Raw genomic sequence first — 15039 nt, forward strand, 5'->3', positions numbered from 1 at the left:
CATGTCCCGATACCCGCTGACCCTGCTCGCCCTGCTCGCCCTCGCCGGCTGCTCCCGCACCCCTGAGGCGCCGCAGGTGCTGCCCGCCGCGCCCATCGGGTGGAACCATGCCGTTGCCGCCGCTGCGGCGCCGGATGCGCAGTGGTGGCGCGCCTTCGCCAGTGCCGAGCTGGATGCCCTGGTGGAGCAAGGTTTGACCGACAACTTCGATCTGGCCGCCGCCGCCGCGCGCCTGCGCCAGGCCGAAGCCAGCGCGCGCGCGGCCGGTGCGCCGCTGCTGCCGCGTCTGGACGGCAATCTCGGCGCCAGTCGCGAGGGCCGCCCGGGCGGCGACGCCGACGTCGCGGGTAACCTCTACGGTGGTGGCCTGGCCGCCAGCTACGAGGTCGACCTGTGGGGCCGCCTGTCCGCCGACCGCCAGGCCGCCGAGGCCGAGCTGGCCGCCAGCCGCTTCGACCGTGACGCCCTGCGCCTGACCCTCAGCGCCAGCCTCGGTGAGACCTGGCTGCGCCAGGTGGTCCTGGCCGAACGCCTGCGCCTGGCCGAACTCAACCTGGCCAACGCCGAGCGGGTGCTGGCCACCGTGCAGGCGCGCCAGGTGGCGGGCTCCGCCACACCCCTGGAACTGGCCCAGCAGCGCGGCCTGGTGGCCGAGCAGCGGCGCTCCCGCGAGGAACTGCGCCAGCAGGCCGACGACGTGCGCAGCGCCCTCGCCGTGTTGCTCGGCCAGGCAGTGCCGGCCGAGCCGTCGAGCGTCGAGCTGACTGCACTGGTCGTGCCCTCGGTGAGTGCCGGCCTGCCCAGCGAGCTGCTGCTGCGTCGCCCCGACCTGGCCCGCGCCGAGGCGCAACTGAGCGCCGCCGATGCCGACCTGCGTGCGGCGCGGGCGGCCATGCTGCCGCGACTGAACCTTTCGGCTGGCGCTAGCGCCTCCGCTGGCCGCCTCAACCGGGTCTTTGCCGATCCGGTCTACTCCCTGGCTGCGGCGCTGACCGCGCCGATCTTCGATGGTGGCGCCCTGGCCGCCGAACGGGATCGCGCTGCGGCGCGCCGCGAGGAGCTGCTCGCCGACTACCGGCAGAGCATCGTCGCGGCCTTTGCCGACGTGCAGATGGCGCTCAACGCCGGCGCCGGCGTCGAGGCCCAGTGGCAGGCCCAGCAGGAGGTGCAGGCCCAGGCCGAGCGCGCCCTGCAACTGGCCGAGCGGCGCTACCGCGCCGGTGCCGAAGACCTGCTCAACCTGCTCGATGCCCAGCGCACCCTGTATGCCGCCGAGGACCAGAGCGCCCAGCTGCGCCTGGCCCGCCTGCAGGCGAGCGTGGCCCTGGCACGGGCGCTCGGCGGTGGCTGGCAGGCTGCTACGGGCGAGTGAAGGCCTGCTGCAGCTCGGCCAATGAGGCGAAGTACCAGGCCGGCGACTCGGCCATCAGCTCGGCGTGGCTGCCGAAGCCGTAACCGATACCGACGGCCTGCAGGCCATTGCGATGGGCGCCGATCAGGTCGTGCTTGCGGTCGCCGACCATCAGGCAGTCGGCCGGGTCCAGGCCTTCCTCGGCGAGCAGGTGGCGGATCAGTTCGACCTTGTCGGTACGCGTGCCGTCCAGCTCGCTGCCGTAGATCACCTTGAAGTGGCGGTCGAAGCCGAAGTGGCGGGCGATCTCGCGGGCGAACACGGCCGGCTTCGAGGTCGCGATGTACAGCGTGCGACCCTGGGCGTTGAGCGCGTCGAGCATCTCCGGCACACCCTCGAACACGCGGTTCTCGTACAGCCCGGTGACCTTGAACCGCTCGCGGTAATGCCCGACCGCCTCCCACGCCCGCGCCTCGTCGAAGCCGTACTGCTGCATGAACGCCTGCAGCAGCGGCGGCCCGATGAAAGGCTCCAGCTTCGCCAGGTCCGGCTCGTCGATACCCAGCTGCGCCAGCGCATGCTGAATCGACCGCGTGATGCCCACGCGCGGGTCGGTGAGGGTGCCGTCGAGGTCGAAGAGAACGGTGGACTGATGCATGGGGCCTGTCGCGCACTGAGAACGGACCCGAATTGTCCCGCACCCCACCCCGAGCCGCAAATCGCCAACGGGAAATCGGTTACGTCGCGTGGAGAGGATGTTGAGCTGCCTGTGCGGCAGTGAAGGCAGCGCTTCCCGATCTGGTCTGTTCCGTAAGTTTCTGAGCTGCCTATCCGGCAGTGAAGGGCGTCGAGCAAGGCGGGCCAGCTGGCGTTCTTTTCTGAGCTGCCTATCCGGCAGCTCAGAAATGCCAGCGGCCTCGGAACGCCGTCCTGTAGCACTTCACTGCCGCGTAGGCAGCTCAGAAAAGAACCGAATCTGTTGGTCGGGGGCGGGCGGCTTCACTGCCCCGTACGCCGCTCAGAACCCCAACTCTGCTCCATTGTCAGTCGCCGGCCGCTTCATGCCTGACCTCCGTGTGGATGGTCGGGATGCAGGGCGTCGTGCAGGTGGGGGTGGGCGGTGCAGTGGCTGCGTTCCAGTTGCAGGGTGCAGTGGCTGATGTCGAAGGTGTCGTGCATGAGTTCGTTGACCCGTGCGATCAGGCGGTCGCCGTGCTCCGGTGTGACAGTGTCGGCGATCACCAGGTGCGCCGAGAGCAGGCGGCGTTGTGGGGTCAGGCCCCAGATGTGCAGGTCGTGCACGTCCTCGACTTCAGGTTGCGCGGCTAGGGCTTCGCGCACGGCCTGCGGGTCGATGCCCGAGGGCACGCCTTCGAGCAGCACGTTGGAGCTGGTGCGCAGCAGCGACCAGGTGCGCGGCACCACCCAGAGCGCGATCAGCACGGCGACGATCGGGTCCGCCGGGGTCCAGCCGGTGTAGCGCACGATCAGCGCGGCGATGATCACGCCCACCGAGCCGAGCATGTCGCTGAGCACTTCCAGATAAGCGCCGCGCAGGTTCAGGCTGTCGTCCTGGCTGGCGGTGAGCACGCGCATGGAGATCAAGTTCACCACCAGGCCGAGCACGGCGATCACCAGCATGGTGCCGGTCTGCAGTTCCGGCGGCTGCATCAGGCGGCGCACCGCCTCGACCATGATGTACACCGCCACGCCGAGCAGCAGCAGGGCGTTGAAGGCGGCGGCGAGGATCTCGAAGCGCGCGTAGCCGAAGGTCCGCCGCGCATCGGCCTGGCGCCTGGACACGCGGATCGCCAGCAGGGCGATGAGCAGCGCGGCGGTGTCGGTGACCATGTGCGCGGCATCCGAGAGCAGCGCCAGCGAGTGGCTGAGCAACCCGCCGATCAGCTCGGTGAGCATGAAGCCGCCGGTCAGCGCCAGGGCGATCCACAGGGCCTTCTCGTTCGCCTGGTTACCGTGTCCGCCGTGGGAATGATCGTGTGCCATGCGCTGCGCCTTGGGAATGTGAGCAGAGGACCGGGGCGAGGCCGGCGAAGTTCGCCGCGGCCGTCAGTGGTCGAAACCGGCGGCCAGGTGCTGGTCCTTGAGCTTCACGTAGTTGCCGGCGGTGTAGGCGAAGAAGCTGCGTTCCTTGTCGCTCAGCGGACGCGCCTGTTTCACCGGGCTGCCGACGTAGAGGAAACCGCTTTCGAGCACCTTGCCCGGCGGCACCAGGCTGCCGGCGCCGATGATCACATCGTCCTGTACCACCGCGCCGTCCATGACGATGCTGCCCATGCCGACCAGGATGCGGCTGCCCAGGGTGCAGCCGTGCAGGGTGACCTTGTGGCCGACGGTGACCTCGTCGCCGATGATCAGCGGGAAGCCGTCCGGGTTGAACGGGCCGGCGTGGGTGATGTGCAGCACGCTGCCGTCCTGGATGCTGGTGCGCGCACCGATGCGGATGCGGTGCATGTCGCCGCGGATCACGCTGAGCGGCCAGACCGAGCTGTCGTCGCCGATCTCGACGTCGCCGATGACCACCGCCGAGGCGTCGACGAAGGCGCGCGCGCCGAGCCGCGGGGTGCTGCTGTTGTATGTTCTGATCGCCACGATAGAAACCTCTTTGGCTGCGGTGAGCCCCGATTGTAATTAAGATGGTCGGCATGTCGCTGAACGATGACCGCGGGAAAGGCTGCCGCCGCGCGTGGTCACAGCATCAGAACCTGTTCACGATCTGCTGCGCGTCGGTCCTACGGCGTCAAAAACAGGCTGGATCGCCAGCCCGGTCGGATGCTCATTTACAGCTCGTAAAGTCGCTCGCGACTCCGACCGGTCCTCCCCTGTTTTGACCAGCCGAAGGCTGCTACTGACGTAGCGCCTTGCAGGGCTCCAGCCCGCGAGATCGTGAACAGGTCCCAAGAACCCCCGCTACAGGTGAACACCGTGACCGCCGAAAATCCCCTGCTCCAATCCTTCGACCTGCCGCCGTATTCCGCGATCAAGCCCGAGCACGTCGAGCCGGCGGTGGGCGCCATCCTCGCCGACAACCGCGCCGCCATCGCCGCGCTGCTCGACACCCAGGCCACGCCGAGCTGGAGCGGCCTGGTGCTGGCCCTCGACGAACTGGGCGCGCGCCTCGGACAGGCATGGAGCCCGGTCAGCCACCTCAACGCCGTGTGCAACAGCGCCGAGCTGCGCAGCGCCTACGAGGCCTGCCTGCCCAAGCTCTCCGAGTACTACACCGAGATGGGCCAGAACCGCGCGCTGTTCCAGGCCTACGAGGCGCTGGCGAACAGCCCCGAAGCGGCCGGTTTCGACGTGGCGCAGAAGACCATCCTCGAACACACGCTGCGCGACTTCCGCCTGTCCGGCATCGACCTGCCGCCCGCCGAGCAGAAGCGCTACGGCGAAATCCAGATGAAGCTCTCCGAGCTGACCAGCGCCTTCTCCAACCAGTTGCTCGACGCCACCCAGGCCTGGACCAAGCAGATCGACGACGAAGCGCAGCTGGCCGGTCTGACCGACTCGGCCAAGGCGCAGATGAAGCAGGCGGCCGAGGCCAAGGGCGTCGAAGGCTGGCTGATCAGCCTGGAATTCCCCAGCTACTACGCGGTGATGACCTACGCCGACGACCGCGCCCTGCGTGAAGAGGTCTACACCGCCTACTGCACGCGCGCCTCCGACCAGGGGCCGAACGCCGGGCAGAACGACAACGGCCCGCTGATGGAGCAGATCCTCGACCTGCGCCAGGAACTGGCCAGGCTGCTCGGCTTCGGCAACTACGCCGAGCTGTCGCTGGCCAGCAAGATGGCCGAGTCCACCGACCAGGTGCTGAGCTTCCTGCGCGACCTCGGGGTGCGCGGCAAACCCTTCGCCGAGCAGGACCTCGCCGAACTCAAGGCCTTCGCCGCCGAACAGGGCCTGCACGACCTGCAGAGCTGGGACGTCGGCTACTACAGCGAGAAATTGCGCGAGCAGCGCTACAGCATTTCCCAGGAAATCCTTCGCGCCTACTTCCCGATCGACAAGGTGCTCTCCGGCCTGTTCGTCATCGTCGAGCGCCTTTACGGCATCCAGATCACCGAGCTGAAGGGCTTCGACAGCTGGCATCCGGACGTGCGCCTGTTCGAGATCAGCGAGAACGGCGAGCACGTCGGGCGCTTCTTCTTCGACCTGTATGCCCGCGCCAACAAGCGCGGCGGCGCCTGGATGGACGGCGCGCGCGACAAGCGCCGCACCGCCGGCGGCGAGCTGATCAGCCCGGTGGCCAACCTGGTGTGCAACTTCACCCCCGCAGTCGGCGGCAAGCCGGCGCTGCTCACCCACGACGAAGTCACCACGCTGTTCCACGAATTCGGCCACGGCCTGCACCACCTGCTGACCCGCGTCGAGCATGCCGGCGTGTCGGGTATCAACGGCGTGGCCTGGGATGCGGTCGAGCTGCCCAGCCAGTTCATGGAGAACTGGTGCTGGGAGCCCGAGGGCCTGGCGCTGATCTCCGGCCACTACCAGACCGGCGAGGCGCTGCCTCAGGCCCTGCTGGACAAGATGCTGGCGGCGAAGAACTTCCAGTCCGGGCTGATGATGGTGCGGCAGATCGAGTTCTCGCTGTTCGACTTCGAGCTGCACGCCACCCACGGCGACGGGCGCAGCGTGCTGGAGGTGCTCGAAGGCATTCGCGACGAGGTGTCGGTGCTGCGTCCGCCGGCCTTCAACCGCTTCGCCAACAGCTTCGCGCACATCTTCGCCGGCGGTTACGCGGCCGGTTACTACAGCTACAAGTGGGCCGAAGTGCTGTCCGCCGACGCTTTCTCCCGGTTCGAGGAGGAGGGCGTGTTCAACGGTGAAACCGGCCGCGCGTTCCGCGAGGCGATCCTCGCGCGTGGTGGCTCGCAGGAGCCGATGGTGCTGTTCGTCGACTTCCGCGGCCGTGAGCCGAGCATCGATGCGCTGCTGCGCCACCTTGGCCTGAGCGCGGAGGCGGCATGAGCGACACGCCCGTGATCAAGAAGCGCTTCATCGCCGGCGCCGTGTGCCCGGCGTGCAGCGCCGCCGACACCATCAAGATGTGGAGCGTCGACGACGTTCCTCACCGCGAGTGCGTCGCCTGCGGCTTCTCCGACACCTTGGACGCGCAGGGCAACTCGGTGCCCAGCGAACTGCCCACGCGGGTCAGCAAGCCGGCGCCGAAACGGGCCGACCCGAAGATCATCCCGGTGCAGTTCTTCCCCAATCCGAAGCTGAAGAAGCCCGAGTGACGGCGCCCGTGTGGCATCTGGTGTGCGGCGACAACGCGGCCGAGGGCGTTGCCTCGGTGCTCGGCGAGGCCCTGGCGCGGCAGTCGCTGCGGGTGCTGCGCGACGACCTCGCGGTCGGCCCGCTGCGTGACGTCGACCACCCGCCGTGCGCCGCCCGCGCAGCCCTCTGGCGCGCCGTGTGGCCTGCGCAGGTGCTGCCGGTGCCGGCGTTCGACACCGATCTGGCGGCCGACGCGCAATGGCTCGCCGGGCTGGCGCGCGGGGCTGCAGAGGTCACCCTGTGGCACGGCGACAGCTGCTCCGAGCAGTTGCTGCTGGCGCGCGTGGCGGCGGCGCTGGACGGCTCGGACCTGGCCCTGTGGGAAGTCGCCTGCGGCACCGGCGATACCCGCGTCGCCCAGCGCAAGGCCGTCGCCATGCGCCACCCCCGGGAGCTGCTGGAGCTGCATCGGCCGCGCCTGATGGACGCCGAACGGCGCCACGCCCTGGCCGCCCAATGGCGCGCGGCGGTGGCCGAGGATGCCGATGTGCGCCGCTGGTCGGACGGCGAATTCCATGGCGAGACGTTCGCCACCATCGACGCCAGCCTGCTGGACTTCTGCACGCCGGAATGGCAGCCGCTGGCCCAGCCGATGGGCGACACCATGCGTCACTGCGACGGGTTCTTCGCCAGCGACTTCTTCCTCGCCTGGCGCGCCCGCGAACTGGCGGCCCGCGGCGCGCTGCATCTCGAGGGCCCGTTAAAGGGCCGCTACAGCGAGCAGCGGGTGCGGCTGGCCTGAAGGCGCTGCGCGGGTTGCGCGACTGCTAACGGCTACGCCGCGTAGGGTGGGCTTCAGCCCACCGATGGCTCAGTGCTCTGGTGGGGATTGGTGGGCTAAAGCCCACCCTACGGAGGTCAGGCCATCTGGAGCTGGATGCGCTAGTCGAAACCCAGGCTCGTAGGGTGGGCTTCAGCCCACCGATAGCGTGGTCTCCGGTGGGATTGGTGGGCTAAAGCCCACCCTACGGAGGTAGGGCGTCTGGGGCTGGATGCGCCAGTCGAAACCCAGGCGCGTAGGGTGGGCTTCAGCCCACCGATGGCGTGGTGCTCTGGTGGGACTTGGTGGGCTAAAGCCCACCCTACGGAGGTCGGGAGTCTGGGGCGGGGTGCGCTAGTTGAAATCCAGGCTGTCGCGCAGTGCCTGCACTTCGCCGGCGACTTCGTTCTCGCGTTCCACCGGCATGGCGTAGGTCAGCGAGTAGATGGTGTCGCTGCCGCGCGCGGCGAGCAGGGTCTGCTTGAGCGCGGGGTTGCCCTGCTGGCTGATGGTGCAGCGCACCTCATGGGCGGCGATGTGGCCGAGGGTGGTCGCCTGCGGCTTGCTGCAACTGGCCAGCAGGCCGCTCCGGGCGAAGCCCAGTTGCAGCCCCTTGCGCATTTCCGTCAGCAGGTTTTCCAGGTTCACCGCGGCGCCGGCGGCCAGCGGCATGCGCGTGAGCTCCAGCACCAGCGCCTGCGAACCGTCGGCCTGCAACTTCACCGCCTGCTGGCGCTCGCCGGTCACGCCGTCCTCGAAGGGCGAGCGCGGCGCCGGCATCTCGTTGACTTCCCAGCCGGCCGGCCAGACGACCTGCAGGCCGCCCGCGCGGGCCGACAGCACACCGCCGAGCAGGCAGAGCGAGAGCAGGGTGGGGACAAGCTTCGGCATGGCGGTATCCGTGGCAAAAGTGGGGCAAGCCTGCCTGAGTACGCGGACCGCGACAATCGCGGCGCGGCGCCTAGACCGGCGGCTGCCGGTCCGGCTCGGTGGGCGGCGCGTGTTCGGGGGAGGGCGTGGGCTTGCCGCGGTCCAGGTCGCTGTGGATGTCGGTGCGCAGCTGCGGCAGGGACTGCGGAAACTCGCGGCCGATGAAGGCGATCAGTTTTTCGCGCACGTAGCAGCGCGCATCGAAGTTCAGCGAGGCGTCCGGCGAGCTGACCAGGATGCGCAACTGCATGGCCTTTTCCGAGGTGTCGGTAACTTGCAGGACGCTCACCCGGCCGTCCCACAGGTGCGGGATTTCCTCGCACAGGCGCTGCAGCTCGCTGCGCAGGGGCTCCAGCGGAATCAGGTAGTCGACCCAGAGAAACACCGAGCCGAGGATGCTGGCGTCCTTGCGCGTCCAGTTCTGGAACGGGTTCTCGATGAACCACTGCAGCGGCAGCACCATGCGCCGGTCGTCCCAGATGCGCACCACCACGTAGGTGCCGGTGATCTCCTCGATGCGGCCCCATTCGCCTTCGACGATGACCACGTCGTCCATGCGGATCGGCTGGGTCACGGCGATCTGCAAGCCGGCGATCAGGTTGCCCAGCACCGGCTTGGCGGCGAGACCGGCGGCCAGGCCGATGAGGCCGGCGGAGGCGAGGATGGTGGTGCCGATCTGGCGCACCGGCGGAAAGGTCATCAGCATCGCCGAGACCCCGAACAGCAGCACCAGGAACCACAGCGTGCGCACCAGCACGCGGGTCTGGGTTTGAATGCGGCGGGCGTTGAGGTTGTCGCGGATGTCCAGCGGGTGCTTGATCAGGATGCTCTGCTCGACCGCGCGCACGCAGCCCATGAAGAACCAGGTGATCGCCGCGATCAGCGCCAGCGTGGTCAGGTGGCGCAGCCCGTTGATCCACAGCAGCGCGTCGCTGGCGGAGCCGAGCAGGCCCTGCAACGCCAGCAACGGCACCACCGTGAGCAGCGGCTGCTCGACGTGATCGAGCAGAATCCGCGCGAAGGAAAAGTGCTTCGCCACCCGCTTCAGCACGGCCACCGCGATGCGCGCGGCGACGCTCACGACGACCATCAGTACCAGCGCGGCGATCAGCAATTGCAGCCAGGGATCGGAGACGTAGTCTTTCCAGTCGATCGGCATCCGCAGCGTTCCTCCGTCGTCAGGGTCTGGCGGCGCTTCATCGCGCCGCCGATCAGGCGCAGGCGCGGCCGCGAATGAAACGCCGCCCCGGCCCGTTCACCCGGAGTGGACCGGCATTGCGCCGGCAGAGTTCGGCGAGAGGGCCGTGCCAGAGCGTTCGCCGGAGGAGGGCGAACGCTCGGCGTCGCGAGGTCAGGTGGTTTTCGCGGGCTCCTGGTCGGCGTCGTCTTCGCGAATCCGGTACCAGGCGACGTACAGCGCCGGGAGGAATAGCAGGGTCAGCAGCGTCGCGCTGAAGATGCCGCCGATCATGGCGTAGGCCATCGGCCCCCAGAACACCTCGCGGGCGATCGGGATCATCCCCAGGCTGGCTGCGGCGGCGGTCAGCAGGATCGGCCGGCGGCGGTGCTCGGTGGCCTCGATCACCGCGCGCCAGGGCGAATAGCCGGCGCGCTCGAAGGCGTCGATCTGGGTCACCAGGATCACCGAGTTGCGGATGATGATGCCGATCAGCGCCAGCACCCCGAGGATCGCCACGAAGCCCAGCGGCGTGCCGGTCGGCACCAGCGCCAGGACCACGCCGATCAGCCCCAGCGGCGCCACGCTGATCACCAGGAACAGCTTCTGCACGCTGTGCAGCTGGATCATCAGGAAGGTCGCCATGAGGAACAGCATCAGCGGCAGAACCTTGGCGATCGGCCCCTGCGCCTTGCCGCTTTCTTCCACCGTGCCACCGGTGGCCACGCGGTAGCCGTCGGGCAGCTTGCTGGCGAATTCGTCGATCGCCGGCTTCAGCTCGGTGACCAGGTCGGTCGGCTGGATCTCGCCGTTGACCGCCGCCTTGATGGTGATCGTCGGCTTGCGGTCGCGGCGCCAGACCAGCGGCTGCTCCAGCTCGTAGCTGAGGGTGGCGAAGGCGCGCAGGGGAATCGACACGCCGCTGGCGTTGACGATCTGCAGGTTTTCCAGGGTTTCCGGCGAGCCGCGCTCGGCGTCCTCGGCGCGGCCGATCACGTTGATCAGGTAGATGTCGTCCTTCACCTGGGTGACGCTGGCGCCGGTGACCACGCCGTTCATGATGTTCGCCACGTCCTCGGAGGACAGCCCGAGCTGGCGCGCCTTGTCCTGAGCCACGTCGATGCGTAGCACCTTGCCCGGTTCGCTCCAGTCGTAAACGATCTCGCCGATGTTCGGGTTGGCGTCGAGCAGGCCGGCGAGGTCGAGGGCGTGCTTGCGCACCTGGTCGATGTCCTTGCCGCTGATTCGGTACTGGATCGGCCGCCCCACCGGCGGGCCCATCTCCAGCGGCTGGACGAAGCTGCCGATGCCGACGAAGTCCTGGCGCAGGCGCTGGCGGAGTTTTTCCATCAGCCGGCCGCGTGCTTCCAGGTCCTTGCTGACGATCACCAGCTGCGCATAGAAGGGGTTCTGCAACTGCTGGTCCAGCGGCAGGTAGAAACGCAATGCACCCTGGCCGATGTAGGTGCTCCAGCGGGCGATGTCCGGGTCGTCCTTGAGCGTCGCTTCCAGGCGGTCGACCTGCAGGCGCGTCTCGTTGATCGAGGCGCCTTGCGGCAGGTTGAGGTCGACCAGCACTTCCGGGCGGTCGGAGGAGGGGAAGAACTGGTTCTGCACGAAGCGCATGCCGAACAGCGAGGCGGCGAACAGCAGCAGGGTCAGGCCGATGGTCCACCAGCGGTGGCGCATGGCGAGAAGCAGGCCGCGGTCGAAGGTGCGGGCGATGCGGCCGGGCTCGTCCGACGTGGACTTGAGGTTCTTCTTGAGGATGTGAACCGCGATCACCGGGGCGAAGAACACCGCCACCACCCAGGACACCAGCAGCGCCACGGCGATCACCGCGAACAGGGTGAAGGTGTATTCGCCGGCCGAGCTGGCGTTGAGGCCGATGGGCACGAAGCCGGCGACGGTGACCAGGGTGCCGGTGAGCATCGGGAACGCGGTGGAGGTGTAGGCGAAGGTTGCCGCGTCCTTCAGCGAATCGCCTTCCTCCAGGCGCGTGACCATCATCTCCACGGTGATCATCGCATCGTCCACCAGCAGGCCGAGGGCGATGATCAGCGCACCGAGGGAAATCCGCTGCATGGTGATGCCGCTGTATTCCATGAACACGAAGACCATCGCCAGCACCAGCGGGATCGAGCAGGCCACCACCAGCCCGGCGCGCACGCCGAGGCTGACGAAGCTGACGATCAGCACGATCACCACCGCCTCGAACAGCGCGCGGGTGAAGCCGCCGACGGCTTCCTCGACCACCTCGGCCTGGTCGGACACCTTGTGCACGCCGACGCCCAGTGGCAACTCGGCGCTCAGCGCGTCCATCTTCTCGTGCAGCGCCTTGCCGAACACCTGGATGTTGCCGCCGTCCTTCATCGCGATGGCCAGGCCGATGGCCGGCTTGCCGTCGTAGCGGAACAGCATCTGCGGCGGGTCGACGTAGCCGCGGCGGATCTGCGCGATGTCGGAGAGCCGGTAGAAGCGGTCGTCGAGGCGCAGGTTGACCTGCTCCAGGTCCTTCTCCGAGGCGAACTGGCCGCTGGTGCGCACGGAAATGCGCTCCGGCCCGGCCTCGATCACGCCGGACGGCGTCACCGCGTTCTGCGCTTGCAGGCTCTGCATCACCTGGGCCTGGTCGATGCCGAGGGCGGCCAGCTTGCGGGTGGAGAAATCTAGGTAGATCACCTCGTCCTGGGCGCCGACCATCTCCACCTTGCCGAGGTTGTCGACGCTGCGGATTTCCGCGCGCACCCGTTCGACGTAGTCGCGCAGCTGGCGGAAGCTCAGGCCGTCGGCGGTGAAGGCGTAGATCGAGCCGTACACGTCGCCGAACTCGTCGTTGAACGCCGGGCCCTGGATGCCCTGGGGAAACTCGCCGCGGATGTCGTCGACCTTCTTGCGCACCTGGTACCAGATTTGCGGGATGTCCTCGGCGTCGGTGGTATCGCGCAGGAACACCATGATGGTGGACTCGCCCGGTCGCGTGTAGCTCTTCACGTAGTCCAGCGAGTCGAGCTCCTCGAGCTTCTTCTCGATGCGGTCGGTGACCTGGTTGAGCGTTTCGTCCACCGTGGCGCCGGGCCAGCGGGTCTGGATCACCATGGTCTTGATGGTGAAGGACGGGTCTTCCTCGCGGCCGAGGTTCTTGTAGGAGAACAACCCCATCAGCAGGCCGACGAACATCAGGTACCAGACGAACGACTGGTGGCGCAGCGCCCATTCCGAGAGGTTGAAGCCGCCGCTGCGGGCGTCGTCGTGCTTGTCGTCGCGGTCCGTCATGGCTGTACGCCCTCGTCCATCTTCACGGCCTGTCCGGGCTTGAGTTCGCTGAGGCCGGCGATCACCACCCGCTCGCCGGGCTGCAACTGGCCATCCACGGTGATGCTGCGCTCGTCGCGAGCGAGCAGCGTCACCTCGCGCGGCGCCACGGTCATGCTCTGCCGGTCGATCACCCAGACGCGGGTCTTGCCATCGACTTCCTGCAGGGCGCTGAGCGGCAGCTGGCTGCGCGGCGCGACCTTCTGCTGCAGGGTCACGCTGACCGCGGTGCCGAGCAGGAACGCCGGCGGCGTGTCGGCCAGGGTCAGGCGCACGCGGCGGGTGCGGGTGGCGGAATCCGCCTGCGGTTCGATCTCGCGCAGGGTGCCGGTGGTGCGCGCGTCCGGGTCGAGTTGTGCGGCGACCTCGAAGCGCAGGTCGGGGCTCAACGCGTCGGCGAGGTTGGCCGGCAGGTCGAACACCGCTTCCTTCACGTCGGGGCGCGCCAGGGTCACGACTTCCTGCCCGGCGGCCACCACCTGCCCGGCTTCGGCGTGCCAGGCGGTGACAACGCCGTCGTAGTCGCTGCTCAGCGTGCTGTAGCCGAGGCGATCGCTGGACTGCTGCACGCGGGACGCGGCCTGGTCGCGCGCCGCCGCGAGGGTCTTGAGCTCGGTCTGCGCCTGTTCGAGGGTCGCCTTGGCGCCGACGCCGCGGTCGAACAGCTCCTGCTGCCGGCGCGCGTTGGCCTGGGCGTTGATCCATTGCGCTTCGCTGCGCGCCAGTTCGCCCTGGCTGGCGCGCAACTCGTTCTGCTGGTCGGTGGGGTCTAGGGTCGCCAGCCGGGTGCCTGCCTTCACTTCGGTGCCGACGTCCACCAGGCGCTGGGCGATGCGCCCGCCGACGCGAAAGCCCAGCGTGGTTTCGTAGCGCGCCTGGATAATCCCGGCGAAGCGCCCGAGGCTCTGCTCGGCCTGTGCCTGGACCTCGCTGTAGAGCACCGGGCGCACCGCTGCCGGCGCCGGCTCGTCGTTGCCGCAACCGGCGAGGGCGAGGCCGGCGAGCAGCCCGGCCAACAGGCGTGCGCTCATGGCTTCTGCTCCTGTTCGGCGATCTCCACCTGCTGGCCCGGATGCAGCAACTGGCCGCCGGCGATCACCACCCGCGCGCCGGATTGCAGGCCGTCGGCGATCACCACCTCGCCGGTGGCGTAGCGCGACACCTTCACCGCCTGCAGATCGACCTTGTCGTCGGGGCCGACCCGCCACACCGCCGGCTGGCTTTCCTTCTTGGTCAGGGCGGCCCAGGGCAGCACCACGCTGCTCTGCTCGCCGGCGGTGATCCGCGCGGTCACCGCCGCCCCCAGCGGCATGCCGTCCGGCACGTCCTCCAGGGCGATCTTCACCTGCACCGTGCCGCTCTGCGCGGACACCGTCGGCGTCACTTCGCGCACGCGTCCGCGGGCCTTCACGCCGGGGTCGTCGAGCAGCGCCACCTCGACGACTTCGTCTTCCGGCGCGACCAGCGATTCGTAGACGTTGAACACCGCGTCCCGCTCGCCGTCGCGGGCCAGGCCGAAGATCGGCGCGGTCGCCTGGACCACCTGGCCGACCTCGGCCTGGCGCTCGGTGATCACGCCATTCGCCTCGGCCACCAGGTCGGTGTAGGACAACTGCTCGCGAGCGCTGGCCAACTGCGCCTCGGCGGCGGCCAGGGAGTTCTTCGCGCTGCGCTGCGCGGCGAGCGCGGAGTCGTACTCGCTGCGGCTGGTGTAGCCCTTGGGCAGCAGCTTCTGCTGGCGCCAGAGGTCGGCCTCGGCCTGCTTCAGGCGGGCTTTTTCGGCCTCCACCGCGGCCTCGGCGGCGCTCACGTTGTTGCGCTGATCCTGGGGATCGAGCCGGGCGAGCACCTGGTTGGCGGTGACCGAATCGCCGACCTCCACCCGCCGTTCGATGATCTTGCCGCCGACCCGGAACGACAGCTGCGTCTGCACGCGGGCCTGTACGTCGCCGGTCAGCGTGGCGTTGGCCTCGTGCGGCACGACCTCCACCTGCTGCACGTAGACCCGCGGCTTCTGCGCCTCGCGCGGGGCGTCGTCGCCGCAACCGCCCAGCAGGGCGAGCGCGAGCAGGGCGTACAGGCAACGCAACGGGAGGAGGGGACGGCGGGCGGGCATGCGAATTCCTTGCACGAATCGAACGGGCGTTCGTTGATATGCGACTGCGCCGTTCGTCGGGGGTTCCGGGTCGCCGGCGATGGCCCCTCGCG

12 protein-coding genes are annotated in these 15039 nt (G+C 68.8%); 4 read left to right on the forward strand and 8 right to left on the reverse strand.

What is annotated here, in order from left to right; genetic code table 11:
- Position 1: 1 nt before the first annotated feature.
- Complete coding sequence (locus B3E91_RS19625) at positions 2-1372, forward strand: efflux transporter outer membrane subunit (RefSeq protein WP_287031082.1); 1371 nt, start codon at positions 2-4, stop codon at positions 1370-1372.
- On the opposite strand, the gene B3E91_RS19630 is transcribed toward B3E91_RS19625, so the two are convergent.
- The 3 genes from B3E91_RS19630 to B3E91_RS19640 form a co-directional block, all read right to left on the reverse strand.
- Positions 1359-2009: an HAD family hydrolase gene (locus tag B3E91_RS19630; RefSeq protein ID WP_287031083.1), complete on the reverse strand. Its 651-nt coding sequence runs from the start codon at positions 2007-2009 to the stop codon at positions 1359-1361. The two genes, B3E91_RS19625 and B3E91_RS19630, sit on opposite strands and share 14 nt — an antisense overlap.
- Before the next feature lie 401 nt (positions 2010-2410).
- Positions 2411-3355, reverse strand: a complete 945-nt coding sequence (locus B3E91_RS19635) for a cation diffusion facilitator family transporter (protein ID WP_287031084.1) — start codon at positions 3353-3355, stop codon at positions 2411-2413.
- Positions 3356-3418: 63 nt separating this feature from the next.
- On the reverse strand, positions 3419-3961 hold the full coding sequence (locus B3E91_RS19640; protein WP_273230966.1) for a gamma carbonic anhydrase family protein: 543 nt from the start codon (positions 3959-3961) through the stop codon (positions 3419-3421).
- 333 nt (positions 3962-4294) lie between these two features.
- On the opposite strand from B3E91_RS19640, the gene prlC reads away from it, so the two are divergent.
- From prlC to B3E91_RS19655, 3 genes are read left to right on the forward strand one after another with little or no spacing between them, the layout of a single operon-like run.
- Entirely contained in the window at positions 4295-6340 is a 2046-nt protein-coding gene (gene prlC / locus B3E91_RS19645) for an oligopeptidase A (RefSeq protein WP_287031085.1), read from the forward strand.
- Positions 6337-6609: a YheV family putative zinc ribbon protein gene (locus tag B3E91_RS19650; protein ID WP_287031086.1), complete on the forward strand. Its 273-nt coding sequence runs from the start codon at positions 6337-6339 to the stop codon at positions 6607-6609. The genes prlC and B3E91_RS19650 overlap by 4 nt, the downstream gene beginning before the upstream one ends.
- A gap of 8 nt (positions 6610-6617) precedes the next feature.
- Positions 6618-7391, forward strand: coding sequence for a DUF1835 domain-containing protein (locus tag B3E91_RS19655; RefSeq protein ID WP_287031134.1), 774 nt, complete (start codon positions 6618-6620; stop codon positions 7389-7391).
- Positions 7392-7763: 372 nt separating this feature from the next.
- Here the strand turns inward: B3E91_RS19655 and B3E91_RS19660 are convergent, their stop codons facing one another.
- From B3E91_RS19660 to B3E91_RS19680, 5 genes are all read right to left on the reverse strand, one after another.
- The gene (locus tag B3E91_RS19660; protein WP_273230972.1) at positions 7764-8300 is read right to left on the reverse strand and encodes a DUF4946 domain-containing protein; all 537 of its coding nucleotides are present in this window, start codon (positions 8298-8300) and stop codon (positions 7764-7766) included.
- Positions 8301-8370: 70 nt separating this feature from the next.
- Entirely contained in the window at positions 8371-9492 is a 1122-nt protein-coding gene (locus B3E91_RS19665) for a mechanosensitive ion channel family protein (protein WP_287031135.1), read from the reverse strand.
- A gap of 198 nt (positions 9493-9690) precedes the next feature.
- Complete coding sequence (locus tag B3E91_RS19670; protein ID WP_287031087.1) at positions 9691-12792, reverse strand: efflux RND transporter permease subunit; 3102 nt, start codon at positions 12790-12792, stop codon at positions 9691-9693.
- Positions 12789-13862: an efflux RND transporter periplasmic adaptor subunit gene (locus tag B3E91_RS19675; RefSeq protein ID WP_090224525.1), complete on the reverse strand. Its 1074-nt coding sequence runs from the start codon at positions 13860-13862 to the stop codon at positions 12789-12791. The genes B3E91_RS19670 and B3E91_RS19675 overlap by 4 nt, the downstream gene beginning before the upstream one ends.
- Complete coding sequence (locus B3E91_RS19680) at positions 13859-14947, reverse strand: efflux RND transporter periplasmic adaptor subunit (protein ID WP_287031088.1); 1089 nt, start codon at positions 14945-14947, stop codon at positions 13859-13861. The genes B3E91_RS19675 and B3E91_RS19680 overlap by 4 nt, the downstream gene beginning before the upstream one ends.
- Positions 14948-15039 lie beyond the last annotated feature (92 nt).

The organism is Pseudomonas sp. UBA6310 (genome assembly GCF_002438225.1).
GTDB classification, from domain to species: domain Bacteria; phylum Pseudomonadota; class Gammaproteobacteria; order Pseudomonadales; family Pseudomonadaceae; genus Pseudomonas_O; species Pseudomonas_O kuykendallii.

Bases quoted from the DNA above. Each gene is read 5' to 3' on its own strand.
- B3E91_RS19625 (WP_287031082.1), top strand. From the start codon at position 2: ATGTCCCGATACCCGCTGACCCTGCTCGCCCTGCTCGCCCTCGCCGGC.
- B3E91_RS19675 (WP_090224525.1), bottom strand. From the start codon at position 13,862: ATGAGCGCACGCCTGTTGGCCGGGCTGCTCGCCGGCCTCGCCCTCGCC.
- B3E91_RS19670 (WP_287031087.1), bottom strand. From the start codon at position 12,792: ATGACGGACCGCGACGACAAGCACGACGACGCCCGCAGCGGCGGCTTC.
- B3E91_RS19680 (WP_287031088.1), bottom strand. From the start codon at position 14,947: ATGCCCGCCCGCCGTCCCCTCCTCCCGTTGCGTTGCCTGTACGCCCTG.
- B3E91_RS19635 (WP_287031084.1), bottom strand. From the start codon at position 3,355: ATGGCACACGATCATTCCCACGGCGGACACGGTAACCAGGCGAACGAG.
- B3E91_RS19660 (WP_273230972.1), bottom strand. From the start codon at position 8,300: ATGCCGAAGCTTGTCCCCACCCTGCTCTCGCTCTGCCTGCTCGGCGGT.
- B3E91_RS19630 (WP_287031083.1), bottom strand. From the start codon at position 2,009: ATGCATCAGTCCACCGTTCTCTTCGACCTCGACGGCACCCTCACCGAC.
- B3E91_RS19650 (WP_287031086.1), top strand. From the start codon at position 6,337: ATGAGCGACACGCCCGTGATCAAGAAGCGCTTCATCGCCGGCGCCGTG.